The 19,532-nt window shown below is 41.8% G+C and carries 19 protein-coding genes; 14 read left to right on the forward strand and 5 right to left on the reverse strand.

Features of this window, described 5'->3' with window-relative positions:
- Positions 1-3 precede the first annotated feature (3 nt).
- The 8 genes from recA (at position 4) to hflX (ending at position 8,720) form a co-directional block, all read left to right on the forward strand.
- On the forward strand, positions 4-1,083 hold the full coding sequence (gene recA, locus G469_RS0105705) for a recombinase RecA (protein ID WP_028264229.1): 1,080 nt from the start codon (positions 4-6) through the stop codon (positions 1,081-1,083).
- Positions 1,084-1,088: 5 nt separating this feature from the next.
- Positions 1,089-1,754, forward strand: a complete 666-nt coding sequence (locus G469_RS0105710; protein WP_035425407.1) for a regulatory protein RecX — start codon at positions 1,089-1,091, stop codon at positions 1,752-1,754.
- A gap of 267 nt (positions 1,755-2,021) precedes the next feature.
- Complete coding sequence (gene rny, locus G469_RS0105715; RefSeq protein WP_028264231.1) at positions 2,022-3,581, forward strand: ribonuclease Y; 1,560 nt, start codon at positions 2,022-2,024, stop codon at positions 3,579-3,581.
- A gap of 3 nt (positions 3,582-3,584) precedes the next feature.
- Positions 3,585-4,676 carry an ATP-binding protein gene (locus tag G469_RS0105720; protein WP_028264232.1) on the forward strand — a complete coding sequence of 364 codons (1,092 nt, stop codon included), beginning with the start codon at positions 3,585-3,587 and terminating at the stop codon, positions 4,674-4,676.
- 108 nt (positions 4,677-4,784) lie between these two features.
- Positions 4,785-5,081: a stage V sporulation protein S gene (locus tag G469_RS0105725; protein WP_028264233.1), complete on the forward strand. Its 297-nt coding sequence runs from the start codon at positions 4,785-4,787 to the stop codon at positions 5,079-5,081.
- Positions 5,082-5,108: 27 nt separating this feature from the next.
- Positions 5,109-6,479, forward strand: coding sequence for a tRNA (N6-isopentenyl adenosine(37)-C2)-methylthiotransferase MiaB (gene miaB, locus G469_RS0105730; RefSeq protein WP_028264234.1), 1,371 nt, complete (start codon positions 5,109-5,111; stop codon positions 6,477-6,479).
- On the forward strand, positions 6,476-7,408 hold the full coding sequence (miaA, locus tag G469_RS0105735; protein ID WP_028264235.1) for a tRNA (adenosine(37)-N6)-dimethylallyltransferase MiaA: 933 nt from the start codon (positions 6,476-6,478) through the stop codon (positions 7,406-7,408). The genes miaB and miaA overlap by 4 nt, the downstream gene beginning before the upstream one ends.
- A gap of 7 nt (positions 7,409-7,415) precedes the next feature.
- Complete coding sequence (gene hflX, locus G469_RS0105740; protein ID WP_028264236.1) at positions 7,416-8,720, forward strand: GTPase HflX; 1,305 nt, start codon at positions 7,416-7,418, stop codon at positions 8,718-8,720.
- Here the strand turns inward: hflX and G469_RS0105745 are convergent, their stop codons facing one another.
- Positions 8,721-9,452, reverse strand: coding sequence for a heparan-alpha-glucosaminide N-acetyltransferase (locus tag G469_RS0105745; protein ID WP_245579124.1), 732 nt, complete (start codon positions 9,450-9,452; stop codon positions 8,721-8,723).
- Between the two features lie 8 nt (positions 9,453-9,460).
- The gene (lexA, locus tag G469_RS0105750) at positions 9,461-10,126 is read right to left on the reverse strand and encodes a transcriptional repressor LexA (RefSeq protein ID WP_028264238.1); all 666 of its coding nucleotides are present in this window, start codon (positions 10,124-10,126) and stop codon (positions 9,461-9,463) included.
- Positions 10,127-10,315: 189 nt separating this feature from the next.
- On the opposite strand from lexA, the gene G469_RS08545 reads away from it, so the two are divergent.
- The 6 genes from G469_RS08545 (at position 10,316) to trxB (ending at position 15,577) form a co-directional block, all read left to right on the forward strand.
- Complete coding sequence (locus tag G469_RS08545; protein WP_035425408.1) at positions 10,316-10,765, forward strand: LysM peptidoglycan-binding domain-containing protein; 450 nt, start codon at positions 10,316-10,318, stop codon at positions 10,763-10,765.
- Positions 10,766-10,886: 121 nt separating this feature from the next.
- A complete protein-coding gene (nrdR, locus tag G469_RS0105760; protein ID WP_028264239.1) occupies positions 10,887-11,339 on the forward strand; it encodes a transcriptional regulator NrdR in 453 nt (150 codons plus the stop codon).
- On the forward strand, positions 11,329-11,778 hold the full coding sequence (gene dut, locus G469_RS0105765) for a dUTP diphosphatase (protein WP_028264240.1): 450 nt from the start codon (positions 11,329-11,331) through the stop codon (positions 11,776-11,778). The genes nrdR and dut overlap by 11 nt, the downstream gene beginning before the upstream one ends.
- 66 nt (positions 11,779-11,844) lie before the next feature.
- A complete protein-coding gene (locus G469_RS0105770; RefSeq protein ID WP_028264241.1) occupies positions 11,845-13,176 on the forward strand; it encodes an NCS2 family permease in 1,332 nt (443 codons plus the stop codon).
- Between the two features lie 66 nt (positions 13,177-13,242).
- A complete protein-coding gene (locus tag G469_RS0105775) occupies positions 13,243-14,526 on the forward strand; it encodes a uracil-xanthine permease family protein (protein WP_028264242.1) in 1,284 nt (427 codons plus the stop codon).
- A gap of 103 nt (positions 14,527-14,629) precedes the next feature.
- On the forward strand, positions 14,630-15,577 hold the full coding sequence (gene trxB, locus G469_RS0105780; protein ID WP_028264243.1) for a thioredoxin-disulfide reductase: 948 nt from the start codon (positions 14,630-14,632) through the stop codon (positions 15,575-15,577).
- Positions 15,578-15,897: 320 nt separating this feature from the next.
- On the opposite strand, the gene G469_RS0105785 is transcribed toward trxB, so the two are convergent.
- The 3 genes from G469_RS0105785 to G469_RS0105795 all read right to left on the reverse strand — a co-directional run bounded on the left by G469_RS0105785 (position 15,898) and on the right by G469_RS0105795 (position 19,499).
- Positions 15,898-17,508 (reverse strand): ClC family H(+)/Cl(-) exchange transporter, encoded by a 1,611-nt coding sequence (locus G469_RS0105785; RefSeq protein ID WP_028264244.1) that lies wholly within the window; start codon positions 17,506-17,508, stop codon positions 15,898-15,900.
- Positions 17,509-17,618: 110 nt separating this feature from the next.
- On the reverse strand, positions 17,619-18,827 hold the full coding sequence (locus tag G469_RS0105790; protein ID WP_028264245.1) for a C40 family peptidase: 1,209 nt from the start codon (positions 18,825-18,827) through the stop codon (positions 17,619-17,621).
- Between the two features lie 138 nt (positions 18,828-18,965).
- Entirely contained in the window at positions 18,966-19,499 is a 534-nt protein-coding gene (locus G469_RS0105795) for an adenine phosphoribosyltransferase (protein WP_028264246.1), read from the reverse strand.
- Between the last annotated feature and the right edge of the window lie 33 nt (positions 19,500-19,532).

Genomic DNA, 19,532 nt, shown 5'->3' on the forward strand with positions numbered 1-19,532 from the left:
CATATGGCAAAAAACAAAGGTGTTAACCGCGAGATTCACGCTAAAACAACAGGTGAAGAGCGCGATAAAATGATTGATACCACAACAGCAGAGATTGAGAAGCGCTTTGGTAAAGGCGCAATCATGCGTTTTGGTGATGGTGGACCAGATCTTGAGGTGGAAGGAATTCCCACAGGATCTGTTGCTTTGGATGCGGCGCTTGGCATTGGCGGAGTTCCCCGTGGTCGTATTATCGAGATTTACGGTCCTGAGTCTTCTGGCAAGACTACACTTTCTTTGGAAATCCTGGCCGAAGCTCAGGCTCTTGGCGGTATTGTTGCATTTATTGATGCAGAGCATGCACTGGATCCTGGTTATGCGGCTCGTATTGGTGTAGATATTGATGATGTTTTAATTTCTCAGCCAGATACCGGTGAGCAAGCTTTGGAAATTTGTGACATGCTCGTTCGTTCCGGTGCTATCGATGTTGTGGTTGTAGACTCTGTTGCCGCTTTGGTTCCTCGTGCAGAAATTGAAGGAGAGATTGGCGATACAACAGTGGGTTTGCAGGCACGCTTAATGAGTCAGGCGTTGCGTAAACTTGCTGGGTCTCTCTCTAAGTCTAAGACTACCTGTATTTTCATTAATCAACTTCGCGAGAAGATTGGTGTTATGTTTGGCAATCCAGAGACGACCCCCGGTGGGCGTGCTCTGAAGTTTTTTGCTTCGGTACGTATGGATATTCGACGCATTGATTCCATTAAGGAAAGCGGTGAAGTAGTTGGTAATCGCGTACGCGTAAAGATTGTTAAAAACAAGGTAGCTCCACCATTCAAGCAAGCTGAGTTTGACATCATGTATGGTGTTGGTATCTCCAAGGAAGGCTCTATCTTGGATATGGCTGTAGATTTTGACATTGTTAACAAGTCTGGTGCCTGGTATACCTATCAAACTGAACGTTTGGGACAAGGTCGTGAGGCTGCTAAGGAGTTTTTACGCACTAATCCAGATTTATGCCTTGAAATTGAACATAAGGTTCGTGAGGCGTGTGGTCTTGAGTTGAGTGATGAGCCTGTTGGTGCACCAATATTAGATAAAGAATAACTATTGTGCCTTGTGATACTTTTTTATGGGATTGTGAGCTTCCAGAGCGCACCACTGCTGCATTGGGAGCTCATAAGCCTAAAGCACAGTTACATATATCCTCTGAGGCAACAGGTCAAGAGACATTTTATATTCCTATAGCTGTTGCACGTAAGCTCATATCTGCTCAAAAAAAGAATGAGATTAACCCTCAATCACGTGCAGAAGTTTTATATGAGTTTGGACGTATCTCAGAAAGCTGTGCATTTTTACGTCTTACTAAGATGATTGACAGAAGAGATTACTCTGTTAAAGAGGCATCTGATAAATTGCGCCTTGATGGATATTCTCAAAAAAGCATCGAACATGCCATTGCAAGAGCAGTGGAATGCAACTTTCTTAATGATCAGCGTTTTGCAGATATTTTTATTCGTTCAAAAATATATATGGGTTGGGGCAAGCTTCGCATAGAAAGAGAGCTTCTATGTAAGGGGATTGAAGCCAATCATGTTGATGGATGGCCTGAGAAGTTCTTTGAAGAACAAAGCGAGGCTGACCGTGCTTATGATTTTATTTGTACAAAGTTTATTCCAGAGAAGAATGCCTATCAGAAGTTTATGAGAAAATTAGTATCACGAGGGTTTTCATATAAAGCTTCGTCTGATGCAGTAAAACGATATCTCCAAGATTAAATTTTTTATTCATGCAAATTTTAATAGAGTTCATGAATTACTGCATTTATGCAGGTAGGTCAAATAAAAGAATTTGACAAGAGCATCGTATCTCAATACGATTATAGAGTCACTTGAGTTTACTTACGTCTGCCATAGGTTGACGTTTTATATATTTTGATGTGTCTTGCCAACTATATAGCGGTCCTAGGTGCTCTTTTGACGGGTTCAATCCGTATAGATTGATTCCAGAACTAACTTATACACTTTTTATAGGAGAGCAGTTTTATGGAACCGGTTTCGATTTTGATTGGCATTGTGTGCCTTATTGCAGGTGCTGCAATTGCCTATTATTTTGCTAATAACGCACATACAAAGCGCGTACAAGAAGCTCAGGCAAAAATCCAAGAGGCAGAAGATAAGGCTAAGCAGATTCATGCAGATGCTCAGCGTCAGGCAGAAACATCTCGTAAGGAAGCTGTTCTTGAAGCTAAAGAAGAAATCCTGCAAATGAAGCAGGCATCTGAGAATGAAGAACGTCAGCGCAAGAGCGAGCTTCGTAGCATGGAAAATCGTATCATGCAACGCGAGGAGTCGCTTGATCGTCGCAATGATGTACTTGATAAGCGTGAGCATCAACTTTCCAGCTTGCAAGGCCAGCTTGACCGCAGGCGTAATGATTTAGACGGTATTATTTCTCAACAGACCACAGAGTTGGAGCGTATTTCTGCACTTACCACCGACGACGCACATAAAGAACTTCTCGATAGGGTTCGTAAGGATACCATCAAGGAAGAAGCTCAGATTTTACGTGAGTCCGAGACTCGTGTTCGTGCAGAGGCCGAGAAAACCGCGCGTAAGATTGTTTCTATTGCAATCCAGCGCTGTGCTTCTGATCAGGCCGGTGAGATTACCGTAACTTCCGTACATATTCCTTCCGATGACTTAAAGGGTCGTATCATTGGTCGTGAAGGTCGTAATATTCGTACCTTTGAACAGATTTCTGGTGTTTCACTGGTTATTGACGACACACCTGAAACCGTTGTGCTTTCCAGTTTTGATCCTGTCCGACGCGAAACTGCTCGTGTTGCCCTAGAAAATCTCATTGCAGATGGGCGAATTCATCCTGCTCGAATTGAAGAGATGTATAAGAAGGCAGAAGAGCTTGTAAATCAGCGAGTTCAGGAGGCGGGTGAGCAAGCTGCATTTGATTGTGGCATGCATGATTTGCACCCAGAGGTTATTAAAATTTTGGGTAAACTGCGTTATCGTACGTCATTTGGACAGAATGTTCTTCAGCATTCTATACAGGTGGCAGAGCTTTGTGCCATTATGGCGTCTGAGCTTGGTATTGACCCTACTCCCGTAAAGCGTGCTGGCTTGTTGCACGACATTGGAAAGGCTATCGATCACGAAGTTGAAGGTCCTCACGCTGTTATTGGTGCTGATTTTGCTCGTCGTTATGGAGAGCGTGCAGACATCGTACATGCTATCGAGGCCCACCATGCAGACATTGAGCCTAATACCATCATGGATCTTCTCGTTCAAGCTGCAGATGCTATTTCTGCAGCTCGCCCAGGCGCTCGTCGTGAATCTGCAGAAAATTACATTAAGCGCCTTGAGAAGCTTGAGACTATCTCTAATGCCCATGATGGTGTTGAGCGTACCTATGCAATGCAAGCTGGTCGTGAGTTGCATGTAATGGTTGAGCCTCAAAAGATTTCTGACTCCGAAGCAACTGTTTTGGCACATGATATTGCTCAGCAAATTGAGGATGAGATGGAATATCCCGGTCAAGTTCGCGTTGTTGTTATTCGTGAATCTCGAGCAGTAGACATTGCTAAATAGGCTATGAGCAACGAAGCTCAAAAACATAACAACTTGTTTGATTTTGTGGAAACAGTATCAGGCGATAAAACCCTTCGCGTTGAGGAAAACCTAGGCGAGGGGTTTGTCCGTCTACGTGTAGCTGAGGCAGAGCGGCGTCAGGCAAAGCATGATATTCGCTGCTCTGAGGATGTTATTGTCGAGATGCTCCGTAACTCACGCGATGCTGGTGCACAACATATTTATGTGGCAACTGCGCGTGATAGGGATATGCGCTCTATTGTTATTCTTGATGATGGTCAAGGTATTCCAGAGTATATGCAAGAAAAGGTTTTTGATGCGCGCGTAACCTCCAAGCTAGAATCCATGCACATGGATCGTTGGGGAGTTCATGGTCGCGGTATGGCTTTGTATTCTATTAAAGAAAATTCTGACGAAGCACGTGTCATGTCCTCTGGTCTTGGAAAGGGTACATCCATCCGGATTGTAACTGACACCACCAGACTATCCGAACGTGCAGATCAATCAACCTGGCCCCAAATCGGAACTGATGATGAGGGCGCTCAGAGTGTGGTACGTGGTCCTCATAATATTGTTCGTACATGCTGTGAGTTTGCATTAGAAGAACGACCTCAGGTATCGGTATATCTTGGATCTCCTGCAGAGATTGTTGCAACTATTCGCTCCCGTGTGCGCTCTGAGATTGATGAAACAGAACTATTATTTATTGATTCTTTAGAGTTTCTACCGGTACTTCATAGGTTATATGCAGCAGCAGATGCTATTGATTTGCAAGAAGTTTCAAGAAGTCTTGGGTTAGATATATCAGAACGTACCGCCCATCGTATCCTTGCTCATCAGATTAAGCCTCAGCGTAGTGTTATTGCTCAACTAACACACTCTACAGATGATTTAGGCGCTCATGAAGTTGACCTTCTTAAAGATCGTCGTGGTCTCAAATTATCACAAGATGACCTAGATGATTTCTCTCGTTTGCTTGAACGTGATTTTGAACTTATTGCAAAGCGCTATTATGTTTCACTCGCGGGTCAACCAAAAATTAGGGTATCTAAAAATAGAATTTCGGTAAGTTTTGAGATAGATAAGGACGATTAACTGCATTTCTAATCTTCCGTTTATTTTGTCCGAACGGTATCGTAAAATGAATCCGCCTAAACGTAGTACATACATGCTTACATAAAACATTTTGTAGGAGTCACATACATGGAGTTTCTAAAAGTATCAAGCAAGTCTTCACCTGCATCGGTTGCTGGTGCTATCGCCGGCATGGTTAAGGATGGAACTCCAGTAAACATGCAGTGTGTAGGTGCTGGCGCTGTTAACCAAGCAATTAAGGCCTTAGCTATTGCACGTGGATTCTTGATTCCAACTGGCATTGATATTTCTTGTGCTCCTACATTTTCTGATATTTCCATTGGTGGAGAAAATCGTACGGCTATCCGCATTGCTGTGTATGTACATCGTTTAGCTGCACCTACGGCAGAAACTTCTGTCGAGTAATTGTTTGTTTTTGGAGAGAACTTCTTAATGGCTGATTTTCCTGTTCTTGTAGGTAAGACCTACTCTATTAAAACCTTTGGCTGCCAAATGAATTTGCATGATTCCGAGCGCGTCTCGGGTCTCTTGGATTCTGTAGGTATGAACGAGGCTTCTTCAATGGAGGAAGCTGATGCTGATATTTTTATGACTTGCTGCGTGCGTGAGAAGGCAGATACACGTTTATATGGTCAAGTTTCCTCTTTAGTAAGTGCCCCTATACCCGCTGCTGGAAAGCGTGTTGTTGCTGTTGGAGGCTGTATTGCACAGCGTGATGGAGAAAATCTGCGCAACAATATTCCTAATGTAGATGTTGTTTTTGGTACACAGGCCATTCAAAACTTGCCTCATCTACTTACTGAGGCTTTTGGCTCTGAGAGTCACACAACTTTGTATGCGGACACCGAAGAGACCTACAAGAACTTCTCTACAGATTTGCCAAGCAACCGAGTACAGTCTTTTCATGCCTGGCTGCCCATTATGACGGGGTGTAATAATTTCTGCAGCTATTGCATAGTTCCTTATGTTCGCGGTCGAGAAAACAGTCGTGACATCGAGGATATTGTTATCGAGGCAGAACATCTTGTTCATGATGGTGTACGTGAAATCACCTTACTTGGTCAGAATGTCAATTCATATGGCCGTAGTATTTACGGCGAGCCGCGCTTTGCAGAGTTACTGCGTCGTGTGGGGAATACTGGCATCGAACGTCTGCGTTTTACGTCATCTCATCCAAAAGATTTGTCTACGCAAACCATTGCTGCCATGGCAGAAACTCCAGCTGTCATGCCTCATCTACATTTAGCAGTTCAGAGTGGCTCTACTAATGTACTGCGTAAGATGAATCGTCGTTACACGCGTGAAGACTACCTTCGTTTAGTAGACAATATACGTGCTTCCATGCCAGACATTGCGCTTTCCACAGACATTATCGTTGGTTTTCCTGGTGAGACTGAAGAAGATTTTAAACAGACGCTTTCTTTGATCGAAGAGGTTGGATTTTCTTCTGCATTTACCTTTATCTACTCTAAGCGTCCCGGTACACCTGCCGAGAAAATCATTGATCCAACACCTCATGAGGTTATTCAAGAGCGTTTTGAACGCCTCGCTCAGCTGGTAAGTGATCTTTCATATAAGTCCAATCAAGCTGATCTTCATACGGTTGCTGAGGTACTTGTAGAAGGTCTCTCTAAGTCTGATGAGACTATTATGGTTGGGCATAGTCGTAAAAACCAAACAGTTCATTTTCCAATTCCAGAAAAAATGATTGCTCAGGATCTTATCGGTAAGATTGTAGATATACAGGTTGATGAGGCTCGTACCTGGTACTTACGTGGACCCATGATTGGTGATCCTCGATGACAAACCCTGTTGTTTGCATTGTTGGCCCAACAGCATCTGGTAAAAGTGCTCTAGCCGATTTACTGGCGGAGCATTTTTGTGTTCCTGTCATTTCCGTTGATGCTATGCAAGTGTATAGAGGTATGGATATTGGTACTGCTAAAACACCAATACATAAGCGTCGCGTAGAGCTACAAATGGTTGATGTGTGTGATGTTAATCAAAATTATTCGGTAGATATATTTCAAAAACAAGCACGTCACTGCGTCGATACACTTTTATCTGAGAAACGCCAGCCTATTTTATGTGGAGGTACAGGACTGTATCTCGATGCTGTTATTGATGAAATGAATTTTCCTTCTGGAGATGTTCAAAGTCTTTCTCGTGAGAAATATACTCGCTATGTAGAGAATGAAGGTAAAGAAGCGCTTTATGCATTACTGCAAAAAAAAGATCCTGCAAGCGCTCAAGAGATTCACCCTAACAATATTCGTCGTATTATCCGTGCTTTGGAGTTGTGTGATCAGGGTCAGTCTTATGCCTCTATTCACAAAGGTCTTCTTGATAGAAAATCACATTATTCTGTCCTCATTTTTGGCCTTACGCGTAATAGAGAAGAACTCTATAGACGCATTGATGAGCGAGTTGATCTCATGTTTGAGCAAGGACTTGTAGATGAGGTACAAGGTCTTTTGAACAGAGGTCTGAGAAATTCTAAAACCGCTTATAAAGCAATCGGGTACAAAGAAATTATTGATGCATTTGAGGGACTTACTTCTATAGATGAGGCTCGTAAACGTATCAAGATGCACACTAGAAGATATGCAAAACGTCAGCTCTCTTGGCTAAGACGTGACAAAAGAACTATATGGCTTTCCTTGGATGAGCTTAGCCAACAAGAAGCTTTTGAATTCATTGTATATTCAATTAAGCAGTGGAAACGAGATTAGTATCAATATGACTAAACCTCAGCGTTTTAAACCTATTTCGACCGCACCAGTTCCTGAGCGTGCAATTTTGGTAGGCGTTGATTTTGGAAAAGGGGAGTGGAGTATTGAGGAATCCCTCGCTGAGTTGGAGCGTTTAGCTCAAACTGACGGTGCAGAAGTAGTAGCCCATCTGACACAAAAGCTCGATTCTCCCATTCCTAAAACTTTTATTGGATCTGGTAAAGCTCAAGAACTTGTCTCTATGGTAAAGCGGTTTGAAGCTGATATTGTCATTTTTGATGATGAACTAAGTCCTTCTCAACAGTCAAATCTTGAGAAAATCTTGGGCGAGCCTACTAAAGTAATTGATCGAACGGCACTTATTTTAGACATTTTCGGAGTTCATGCAAAAACACGAGAAGGTCGTTTGCAGGTTCAGCTGGCGCAACTTCAATATTTGTATCCACGTTTACGTGGCATGTGGAGCCATCTTGTTGGAGAGCAAACACGAGGTGGTATTGGCAGTCGTTTTGGTCAGGGTGAAAGTCAGCTTGAGGTGGATCGTCGTTTAGTACGCAAGCGTATTGGTATGCTGCAAGAAGAGCTTGCCAATCTTGATAAGAGACGTTCTACACAAAGTAAAGCGCGCTGGGAATCTGGTGTTTGGCGTGTAGCATTAGCAGGGTATACCAATGCGGGTAAATCAACACTTCTTAATAGATTAACGGGCGCACATGTGTATGCAAAAGACGAACTCTTTGCCACACTTGATCCAACAACACGCTCTCTTGATTTGTCTGAAGGTAGAAAGATTACGCTTACCGATACCGTAGGTTTTATTCAAAAGCTTCCAACTACCTTAGTTAAATCATTTAACTCTACACTTGCAGAAGTTAAGGCCGCAGATCTTGTGTTAAAAGTTGCAGACGCAAGTGATCCTCATGTGTTAAAGCAGCTACAAGCTGTTGATGAGGTGTTGGAGCAAATTGATGCTCAGGACATTCCATCGCTTATTGTTTTGAACAAATGCGACCTCATTACTCCAGAGCTTAAACGCACGCTTTCTATTACATTTCCTCAGGCGGAGTTTGTTTCTGCTTTTGTAGGAATTAATACCGATGGACTGCTCTATAGAATTGCAAAAGAAGCATCGGCTGGTAATAGTGTTATGACTGTTTGCATTCCTTATAATAAGGGCATGTTGCTCAAGATGATTCATGAGCAAGCCCAGGTTATTCGAGAAGAATATAGTGAGTGTGGTCTGATAGCTACAGTCAGTGTTTCTGTTCGTATGGAGCAAACGCTTAAACCATATAAGCTTGATGCTGAATAGCTAAGAAATAACCTGCAATAGGCCTAAAAGTAATGGTTGATGCAAGATATATACTAGCAAGGCATGTTTACCGATAAACTCCAGAGGCTTACAGGATACGTTAACGAATTGATCTGAAATACCAGCTTCTTTCCAAGAAGAACAGAATGACCAGCCAGCGAGAAACATAAGTGTATAGGGAAGTACAGGATAATAATCCCCAGAGGTAAAGCCTGGGCCTGGTAAACCTAACCAACTAAAATATGGGGTTGAATAGAGTGCATAAGGAAGTTTATATGAAATTCCCATCAATTCAAGGTATCCATCATTAAGATGCAATAAAGCTAGAAACATAAGGATAAGTAAGGCGCTCACCTTAACGCCAGAAATTTTTATTTTGTATTGTTGTAGGGTCCCAACAACAAGAGAAGAAGCACCAAGACAAAAGATAATTCCAAAATTGATGGGAGTGTCTACAGCAACAATACTTGTGAGGACAAAAATAGTCGCTGCTAAAGTGAGTAGTTTAAAAGAACGTTTGATATTACTCCTTGAATAGCAAGACATGCATCCTGCAATAAATAAAAATGTCCATGAAATACTATTGCGCCATATGATTTCTAATACACCAGAGAACCATGGTAGTGATACGTTTGTGAAGGTTGCTAAGTCATAGCAAAGATGAAATGCCACCATAGATATAACAGCTATGCCTCTTACAGCATCAAATCCATGAACTCTTACAGATTGCATGTCCTTCATTAGGAAATAGAGCGAATAAGTGCTGTTACTCTACCTAAAATTTTAGGATTCTTAACATAGATAGGATCCATGGAATCATTTTCTGGTTGCAAACGCACACGATACTTTTCGCGATAGAACGTTTTTACTGTTGCAGAATCATCAATAAGCGCTACAACGATTTCCCCATTATGCGCATCCGACTGTTCTTTAACAACAATATAATCACCATCAAAGATGCCAGCATTAATCATGGAGTCACCACGAACGCGAAGGATAAATGAACTGTAGTCACCAACAATACTGGTAGGCAAAGAAAGACTTTCCTCTACATTTTGTTCAGCTAAGATTGGTTGCCCTGCAGCAACTCTTCCTACTACAGGCAAAGAAATAAGATTGTTATTAATATCGAGAGATACCGTAGCCAACTTAGAATTACTCGTTGGATTAGTTTCTGAATTATCTTGCTCATTTACCACACCAATAGCACGTGGCTTGTTTGAGTCACGATGAATAAAACCATTATCTTCAAGATATTTGAGGTGCATGTGAACTGTAGAAGGTGATGCCAATCCTACTGCACGTCCAATCTCACGAACTGAAGGTGGAAAACCATGGGTTTGAGAATAGACACAAATATAGTCATATATCTGTTGCTGACGCGCACTAAGCTTTCCTTTAGGCATTTCATCCTCCTTGACGATGTAATTAGCATAATACATCTGTTCTAAAAAATATGCAAACATTTGTTCGTTTTTACTTGACAAGAACAAATGTTCGTACATACTTATAATCAGAACAAATGTTCTAAGCCTAATAGTGTCTGAGTACTCCTCTATAAATGACTCAGAACCTAAAGCAAAGAGGAGAAGGATATGAAGTCTGATCGTATGTATCTAACATATGCAGTTAATGGCTCTACAGCACTTAAGCCTAAGGTTACTCAATTTACGGTTTACGAGGGAGGTCTTAATAAACCAGCACGTAATCTAAAGCCAACATTCCGTAGGTCTCAAGATGACAAGAGAAATCTTTCTTCTCAATTAATTTCAGTGTTTGCTTTTATAGTTACAGTTGCCTTCTTTGTTGGAGCAATCTTATTTGTAGATATTACTGCAGCCATGCAACGTACTGCTGGTTTTAATTCTATTCAAACCAAAGAGATTTCCGTACAACCAGGAGAGTCTCTTTGGACTATTGCCGCCAATCATTCTGTTGAGGGACATTCTACAGAAGATGTTGTTAAGTATATTAGCCAGAAAAATAATTTATCTGATTCAATGTTAACCGTTGGACAAAAAATAACCGTTCCTGCAATAAGTTGAGTTCTTTTGTATTGCTTGTGTTTGTAACTGTAAATTAACACTATATATAGTGTTTCATGTGTTTTTTTATGTTATCGTCCTTTTTGGTGAAAATCATTTTCAAAGAAAAAAGGATGTGTCCATGCGTTGTCCAAAGTGTGGCTATGAAGAGTCACGCGTTGTAGATTCACGTTCATCCGACAATAATGCTATTCGTCGAAGGCGAGAGTGTGAGAAGTGTCACCATCGCTTTACAACATACGAACGACGCGAAGAAACACCGTTAACCGTAATTAAACGTAACGATGTTTGTGAGCCGTTCGATCGCCAAAAGCTCATGCGTGGGCTGATTACAGCTACCGTAAAGCGTAATGTTTCTACAGATCAGCTTAATAATTTTATCGATACTATCGAATCAGAAATTCGTGATACCGGTAAAACTGAAATTCATTCTTCTGAATTAGGCAGTCTTGTTTTAAAGAATCTTCTTTCTTTAGATAAGGTTGCCTATGTTCGTTTTGCATCGGTATATCGTGACTTCAAGGATTTGGAAGAATTTAGCAATGAGCTGAGGAGCCTTTCTGATGAGCACTAATCATATTAATCTAGCTATTAAAAAGCTTGATCCAACCGTTGAATTACCTGCATATGCGTATGAGGGTGATGCGGGACTTGACTTGCGTGCTAATGAAGATGTTACGCTCCAGCCATTTGAGCGTTGTTTGATTTCTACTGGTTTAGCAATTGCAATCCCTGATGGTTATGCTGGTTTTGTACAACCTCGTAGTGGTTTGGCTCTACGTGAAGGTCTCTCTATGGTCAATACACCTGGGCTTATTGATGCGCATTATCGTGGGGAGCTCAAGGTGTGTGCCATTAATCTTGATAGTACTAACCCTATTTATATCAAACGCGGTGAACGAATTGCGCAGTTGGTTATTCAGCAGGTTCCCATTGTTACACTTGTCGAGGTAGATAAACTTGACGCAACAGATCGTGGAGCTGGTGGATTTGGTTCTAGCGGCGTTAACTAACGCTGTGGAATAGTCTGTGATACAGGCTTTTATTGTCCGTCGTTTGACGTAGAGAGGGAATTCCTAATGGAAAAGTTCTTTCACTTGGAAGAGAGGGGATCGTCCGTAGGACAAGAGCTGCGTGCTGGTCTTACAACCTTCCTTGCAATGGCTTACATCATTGCAGTTAACCCAGCTATTCTGGGTAACCCAGAGGTACCTCTTCTGGCCTCTATTCCAATGAATGCACTTGTAACTGCCACATGCGTTGGTGCAGGTGTAATGACCATTTTAATGGGTCTATTTGCTAACCGCCCCTTGGCTTGTGCTTCCGGTCTTGGTGTAAATGCCATGATTGCCTCTGCAGCAACTGGCATTGCTGGTGGCGACTGGCACGCTGCAATGGCAATTATTTTTGTCGAAGGTATAGCCATTTTGATTCTGGTTTTAGTTGGTCTTCGCGAGAAGATCATGGATGCAATTCCAGTATCTCTGCGTCATGCTATTTCTGTTGGTCTTGGTCTGTTTATTGCTATGATTGGCCTGGTAAATGCTGGTATTATCGTTCCAGGTATGGGTACTATTGTTGGCTTGGGTGACATCCACAGCGCTACGTTCCAGGTTGGTATGATTGCAATTATTGCCACACTGGTTTTCTCTGCGCTTAAGGTTAATGGATCCATTTTACTTGGTATTTTAGTTGCTGTATTAGCAGGTATTCCTTTGGGTGTAACCATGGCACCCACCGGCATTGTTTCTGGTCTTGACTTTAGTACTCTTGCAGCTCCTTTCCAATCTGATGCTCAGGGTGTAATGGGTCTGGTTAAGGTTTTAACGAGCCCAACACTTTTGATTTTTGCGTTCTCCCTTATGATGTCTGACTTCTTTGACACTATGGGAACAGCACTTGCAGTAGCAAAGCCAGGTCAATTCCTTACAGAAGACGGTAATGTGGAAAATATCAACGAGATTCTAATTGTTGACTCTTGCGCTGCTGCTATGGGTGGTTTCTTTGGTGCTTCCTCTATTACGACCTTTGTTGAGTCTACTGCAGGTGCTGCAGATGGTGGCCGTTCTGGTCTAACCTCTATCACCACAGGCATTCTCTTTATTCTTGCTGCCTTTTTTGCTCCATTGATTTCTGTTGTAAGTACTGCTGCTACCTGCGGTGCTTTGGTATATGTTGGCTACCTCATGATGACCGAGTGTACAGAAATTGATTGGTCCAATATTTTGGATGGCTTCCCTGCATTTATGATTGTTGCTAGTGTCAGCATGACCTACTCCATTTCTGATGGTATTGGAATGGGCTTTATTTCCTATGCTGTTGTTGCCGTAGTAACCGGCAACGCAAAAAAAGTTAAGCCTATGATGTGGGTTGCAGCGCTTGCATTCTTGGTTTACTTCCTAATGCACTAAAAAACAGAAGGCATACTATAAGAGGTCCGGAGTTCCGGACCTCTTTTTTAAGAAAAGAGGGAGAGAATGGCGGTTTCTGAGCGTGAAACTATTGGTGTTGATGATCGAGTTTCTATTGCACGCGCAATTCCTCTAGGCATTCAGCACATGATGAGTATGTTTGGATCAACGGTTTTAGTTCCCATGCTTACAGGCCTTCATCCCTCCATTGCCATTATGTGTTCAGGCATTGGTACTATTTGCTACCTATTAGTAACTCGTAATAAGATTCCGAGTTACCTTGGTAGCTCTTTTGCATTCATTAGTCCAATTGTTGCTGTTGGTGCAGTACAAGGTCTTGATGCAGCATTATCGGGTGTTGTGATTTCCGGTCTTGTATTCTTACTCTTTGCGGCAATTATTAAACTTATTGGAACCGACTGGATGGATCGCATATTACCACCCGTGCTTGTAGCTAGCGTCATTATTGTTATTGGTATTGGCCTTTCTGCAACTGCTGTAAAAATGGCATTCAATTCAAGTACTGGTTCTTTTCAAACAATTGGTGCTATTGTTGCAGGAGTAACCCTGCTTGCTGCTGTTATCTTCTCAAATATGCCAGGTCTTATCGGAACTATTCCCGTATTACTTGCTATTGTTGTTGGCTACATTTGCGCAGCATTCTTTGGTCTAATTGACTTTAAATCTGTTTTTGATGCAGCTTGGATTGGGCTTCCACAGATTCATACTCCTCGTTTTGACTGGGGAGCTATTGCACTGATTGCACCTATTGCTGTAGTTGTGGTTATTGAACATATTGGGCATTTGCTGGTAGTAGGCGAGGTTGTAAATAGGGATTATCGTTCTATGTTGCCTCGGTCGCTTGCAGGCGACGGCATTGCAACCACTATCGCTGGTTTTTTAGGTGGTCCTCCAACTACTACCTATGCAGAAAACATAGGCGTTATGAGTGTTACGCGTGTTTATTCTACACAGGTGTTCTGGTATGCCGCAGGATTTGCACTGGTAGTTGGTGGATTTTGTCCAAAACTTGAGGCACTTATCGAAAGTATTCCCACCCCTGTCATGGGCGGTGTAAGCCTACTTCTTTTTGGTCTTATTGCATCAAATGGCTTACGTACGCTCGTAAGCAACCAAGTTGATTTTTCAATCAACCGAAATTTAATGATTGCTTCTGTAGTACTCATTTTAGGTGTAGGAATGGAAACCGCCAGTATTACCATTCCTTTAGCTACTTATGAACTCCCCGGTATGGCTACTTCTGCAATTATGGGCATTATTTTGAACTTGGTATTACCCCAAACCCCAGATAACCCTAAGACACAGATGGAATCCGAACAACCCAAGTAGGGCAGCATAAAAACCTAGTGAATAAATTGTGTACAACTTAATTTTAATAAAACTGGGTATAAAAGGGGAGTAAAGAAAAATCAACTCCAAAAAAGGATGTATCATGGCTACTTCTGAATATCATGACCTTGTAATTATTGGTTCTGGACCTGCAGGTTTATCTGCTTCAATCTATGCAACGCGTGCTATGCTTGATGCAATTACCATAGAACAAACCGCAATTGGCGGTCAGGTCATTACCACAAACGAGATTGATAACTATCCCGGCGTTCCTAATACCACGGGCTTTGAACTCATGGATCTAATGGAGAAACAAGCACGTGATCTTGGTTCTAAGATTGTTATGGACAATATTGTTTCCATTGAAAAAGACAATGAATCTGGCATCTTTACTATTGTTGGTGGTTCTGCAACCTACACAGCAAAGGCGGTTATTTTTGCTACTGGTGCTACTCCTCGTCATGCTGGTTTTGAGAACGAAGAAAAATTTGCTGGCCGTGGCGTTTCTTACTGTGGCACCTGTGATGGAATGTTTTATCGAGGCAAAAGTATCTTTGCAATTGGTGGCGGTAACACAGCTGTTGAGGATGCGCTATTCCTGACGCGTTTTGCAGACCATGTAACTATGATTGTACGCAAAGACCACTTTAGAGCTCAACCTGCCCTGATTAAGCGTCTTGAAGATAATGAGAAAGTTTCTATTCGTTATCAGACTTCCGTCGTAAAGGTTGATGGTAATCAACTCTTGAATGAAATTACATTCCGTAACAATGTTACAGGAGAAGAAACTACCGAGAAATTCGATGAAGGCTCCTTTGGTGTCTTTGTTTTTGTAGGTCAGCAACCAGCATCTGAGGTTTTAGGTGACATGGTAGAAAAGCTACCTAATGGTGCAATTATTACAAATGAACACATGGCCACTAAAACCGAAGGTTTATACGTAGCTGGTGATGTTCGTGCGACACCATTGCGTCAGATTATTACAGCTGCCTCAGATGGTGCCATTGCCGCAACAAGTGCTTCATCATTCTTGGGTATTCCAGTAGAGTGATATTTTTTATTGATAGTTTGATTCTCTTTATGAGGTAATTTCTAAGCCGATGGTCATTACAAAGGTAGTAATCATCGGCTTACTTCTTATGGTTTGAAAATTAATTTCTGATTTATAGGTCCGTTACTCATTAAAAATATTCTAAGGGCTTAAAACGGCTCTTACACTGTCATTTTTCTGGGTTTGATGCTACTTATCTATATTGTAAGCACGACACCAGTTTCTTTACTACATATGACGTTTTATTATTTTAAAGTGCGATAATATATCTTATGTAAAGTAAAGATATTACATAAATATAAGAATCAGTATTACTACCCTCACTCATCAGTCGATAAATCAAATACGTCATCTTCGGCGCAAAGGCTGCGAAGGATATTTTGTGATGCAATCTCGGTTTTCTCATCCATCAAAATAACGAGTCGATCAAACGGTTCGATACGTGTGTTTCCTGACGGTATTAACTCTGTTCCTGCTCGATCAATGGACACAACTAAAGTTGCAGCTGGCCATTCAATCTCACTAATAAGTTTATGGGCTACAGAACTTTCTGCAGATACAATATGGCTTCTCAGTAATTTTTCAGATGCATGTATGTGTGAATCGTAATCATCCCTATTATGTCGACCCAACATTTTTGCAAAAAGGTGCTCGTAAAAAGCATCAACGTTAAGATGATCAGCAACAAGATACGAAATGATTGAGACCAATACTGCCGATAAAAGCGAACTAAAACTGCCGGTTAGTTCAAATACCAGCACAACTCCTGTAATTGGAGCTCGGATAACACCTGCAAAAAGACCAGCAATTCCCAGCGCAGTATAGTTGGCAACATATGCATAGCTGGTACCAGTAATCTCGGTAACTACTCTACCAAAAATCGTTCCAGCTAATGCACCCATAACTACCAGTGGAAACAACGTACCGCCAGGCATTCCAGAGCCAAAAGCAAGTGTTGTAAGAAGATATTTTCCAATAAGAAGGAAGACTAACAGCTTAAGAGGCTCAACAAAGGGACTCTGAATAATTTCAAAAATTGCATCACCACCATCAAGCAATGCAGGTACGCTAAATGCCACTATGCCTGCAGCAATAAATGGGATAAGGTAACGCGTAAAAGGTGCTTTATAGGTAATTTTAGTATACAAATCCTGTGCAAAAAACATTCCAACATTGTGCACAGCACCAAGAACTCCCAGGTAAATACCCATAATAATGACAATAATATAATCAATATGAGGTAAATTACTTACAAAATGGAGTGATAAAACAGGTTTTACACCAAGAACTTGTGATACGAAAAAGTCAGACATAACTGCAGCAGCCATAACAGCCGTAATAAGCGGTGCTGAGAAAATCTTCTGCATTTCCTCCAAGGCAAACATGATTCCCGTAAGAGGTGCATGAAAAGCAGCAGCCATACCTGATGCAGCACCACAGGTAACAAGAATATGCTCTTCTCCCCTTTTAGTTTTAAAAAGCTTTGCAATGCCCTTTCCAGCCATTCCTCCAAGCTGAACTGAGGGACCTTCTCGACCCATAGAAAGTCCTGCAAACGCAACTAACGTTCCTTCAATAAATTTTGCGAGGATAATTCTGCGCCAGGGTAAATCATAATGACCAGCAACATCTGCCTGCGTTTGTGGAATACCAGAACTTGCCGTATATGGTTCCCAACGCACAAGCAAAGAAATAATAAGGGCAAGCAAGATCAATATGACAAACCAAAGCGCCATAAAGAAATAATTCTGATTAATAGAACTAGTAATAAAGCGCAAAAGCTTTTCTGCATTACTCAAAGAAAGTCGATATAAGGTAACAATTGCACCTGCAAATAAACCAACTAGGGCACCTTTACCTACAATTTTGAGTCTAAAACTACGAGAAAGACCACGTTCAGCAGCTGTTCTTGTATCTGCTTTTATACTCACGTATCTCCCTCCTTTTTTGATTGCCTTTCTACAGTAACAAAAAAGACGCTGTTTGGGTTCAAACAGCGTCTTAGTAGCTAAAAAATTTTGAATTTTCGTATGGTCACATCTTAGTAGCTACCGCCACCATAAAATGCCCAAACGCGTGTCTCGCATACCCTGCGACCTTCTGCAGGTGCATGAATCATTCTATTGTTGCCCAGATAAACTCCTACATGACCTGAAGACGTAAAGATTAAATCGCCGGGATTAAGCTCGGAAATACTTGTTTTCCAGTCACCAGAAGCTTTAAGAGAGTTAATCATTTCGTAAGTAGAGCGACCACGACGCGTTCCATACGAATAAATAACCAAGCCAGAGCAATCAACCCCACCATCACGGTTAGGATTGCTGCCACCCCACTTATACATAACACCAATCAAAGAACGTGCAGACTCGATACCCGCACCAGAAAAACTATTGTATGTTTCCTTGGGTTTAGATTGGGTTGTTGTCTGAGAAATGTTGTTTTGACTTGTAGAAGAGTTATTGCTTGTAGAGCTAGATTGAGAGTTTTGGGAAGTGTTTGTACTGGTGGATGCGGGGCTCGAATTATTACTTCTAATAGCTTGCACTGCTGTAGAAACCGAAGAGTTCTTAGTAGAACTTGAACCTTGATGAGAGTTAGAAGTATTACTCGAAGTAGCGTTTGAGTTAGAAACTAAAGCTTCTTCTGAAGCCTGAGCTTCGCTTTCTACTCGTTGTTGCGTTTCCTCATCCAAGGAGTTGAAATAAGCCTGCGCTTCATCAACCTTCTGCTGGTATGCAGCAAGCTTGGATTGTGTTGCCGAGATAGAAGCTTCAAGCGACTGTTTACGATCCTCAAGCACCTGATTTTGAGCAGCTAATTCAGAGCTAAGTTTCTGCACGGCAGAAATGGCCTCTACATTTTCCTTAGACGTTTTATTCATGTAGTACAGACGATTAGCAAGATCTTCAAAGCTTGAAGACTCAAAAATTACATCCAAAACAGAACCATTGCCAGTTTTATAATTAGAGCGCGTAAGCTTAGAAAGCGTCTGTTTTGCCTCATCAAGCTTCTGGCTTGTCTGAATAATTTGAGCTTGAGTTTTATCAATCTCTACCTGAGTTTCTTCCATCTGAGCGGTCTTACTATCAAGCTCACCCTGAATGGCATCGAGCTCCGAACCAAGAGACTCAAGTTTATTCAATGCTTGCTCCTGAGCAGTGGGCTCAGCTAATGCAAGCGTAGGCATGCAAGCCTGGAAAGAAAGAGCAACAACAAGACCAGCTGAAATAGCCGTATTTTTGTTGAACATACCGTAACCTTTCGTCGCGTGATATAAAAACGCGTGGTGATTACTATACCCCTTTACTGGGAAAATAAAAACGCTACTTCATATTTCATGAAGTAGCGTCCACATAAACAAAAATCAACAACTATTAAAACTGTTAGCCTACTCTACGGTAATCAGAGAGAAGATTTCCTTATCAAAGTCCTTTTGCACAATCTCACGAGGCTTAAGGAATGCCAGTTCAAGCAAAAAGGCAAAGCCTTCCACCTCAGCTCCGGTCTTCTCAACAAGCTTACCACTTGCTACACAAGTGCCACCTGTAGCTACCAAATCATCTACAATCAAGACCTTATCGTTAGGACCAAGAGCATCCTGATGAATCTGCAGCTCATCAGTACCGTACTCAAGTGCATAAGACTGAGAATAGACCTCACGAGGAAGTTTACCGGGCTTACGTGCAGGTACAAAACCAGCACCTAGGCGATATGCAACAGGTGCGCCAATCAGAAATCCACGAGCTTCAGCACCTACTACTTTAGTGATACCCCTACCCATAAAGTGTGTAGCAATGGTATCCACAGCCGCAGACAAACCCTGAGGGTCTGCAAAAAGTGGTGTGACATCCTTAAAAATAACACCAGGTTCTGGATAATCAGGGATATCCACAATGAGGTTCTCGTACTCAAATTTAGACACAATTGTTCCTTTCGCTGAACGCACAGCCTTGTT

Origin of the sequence: Atopobium fossor DSM 15642 (assembly GCF_000483125.1) — a bacterium.
Taxonomy (GTDB): Bacteria; Actinomycetota; Coriobacteriia; order Coriobacteriales; family Atopobiaceae; genus Atopobium; species Atopobium fossor.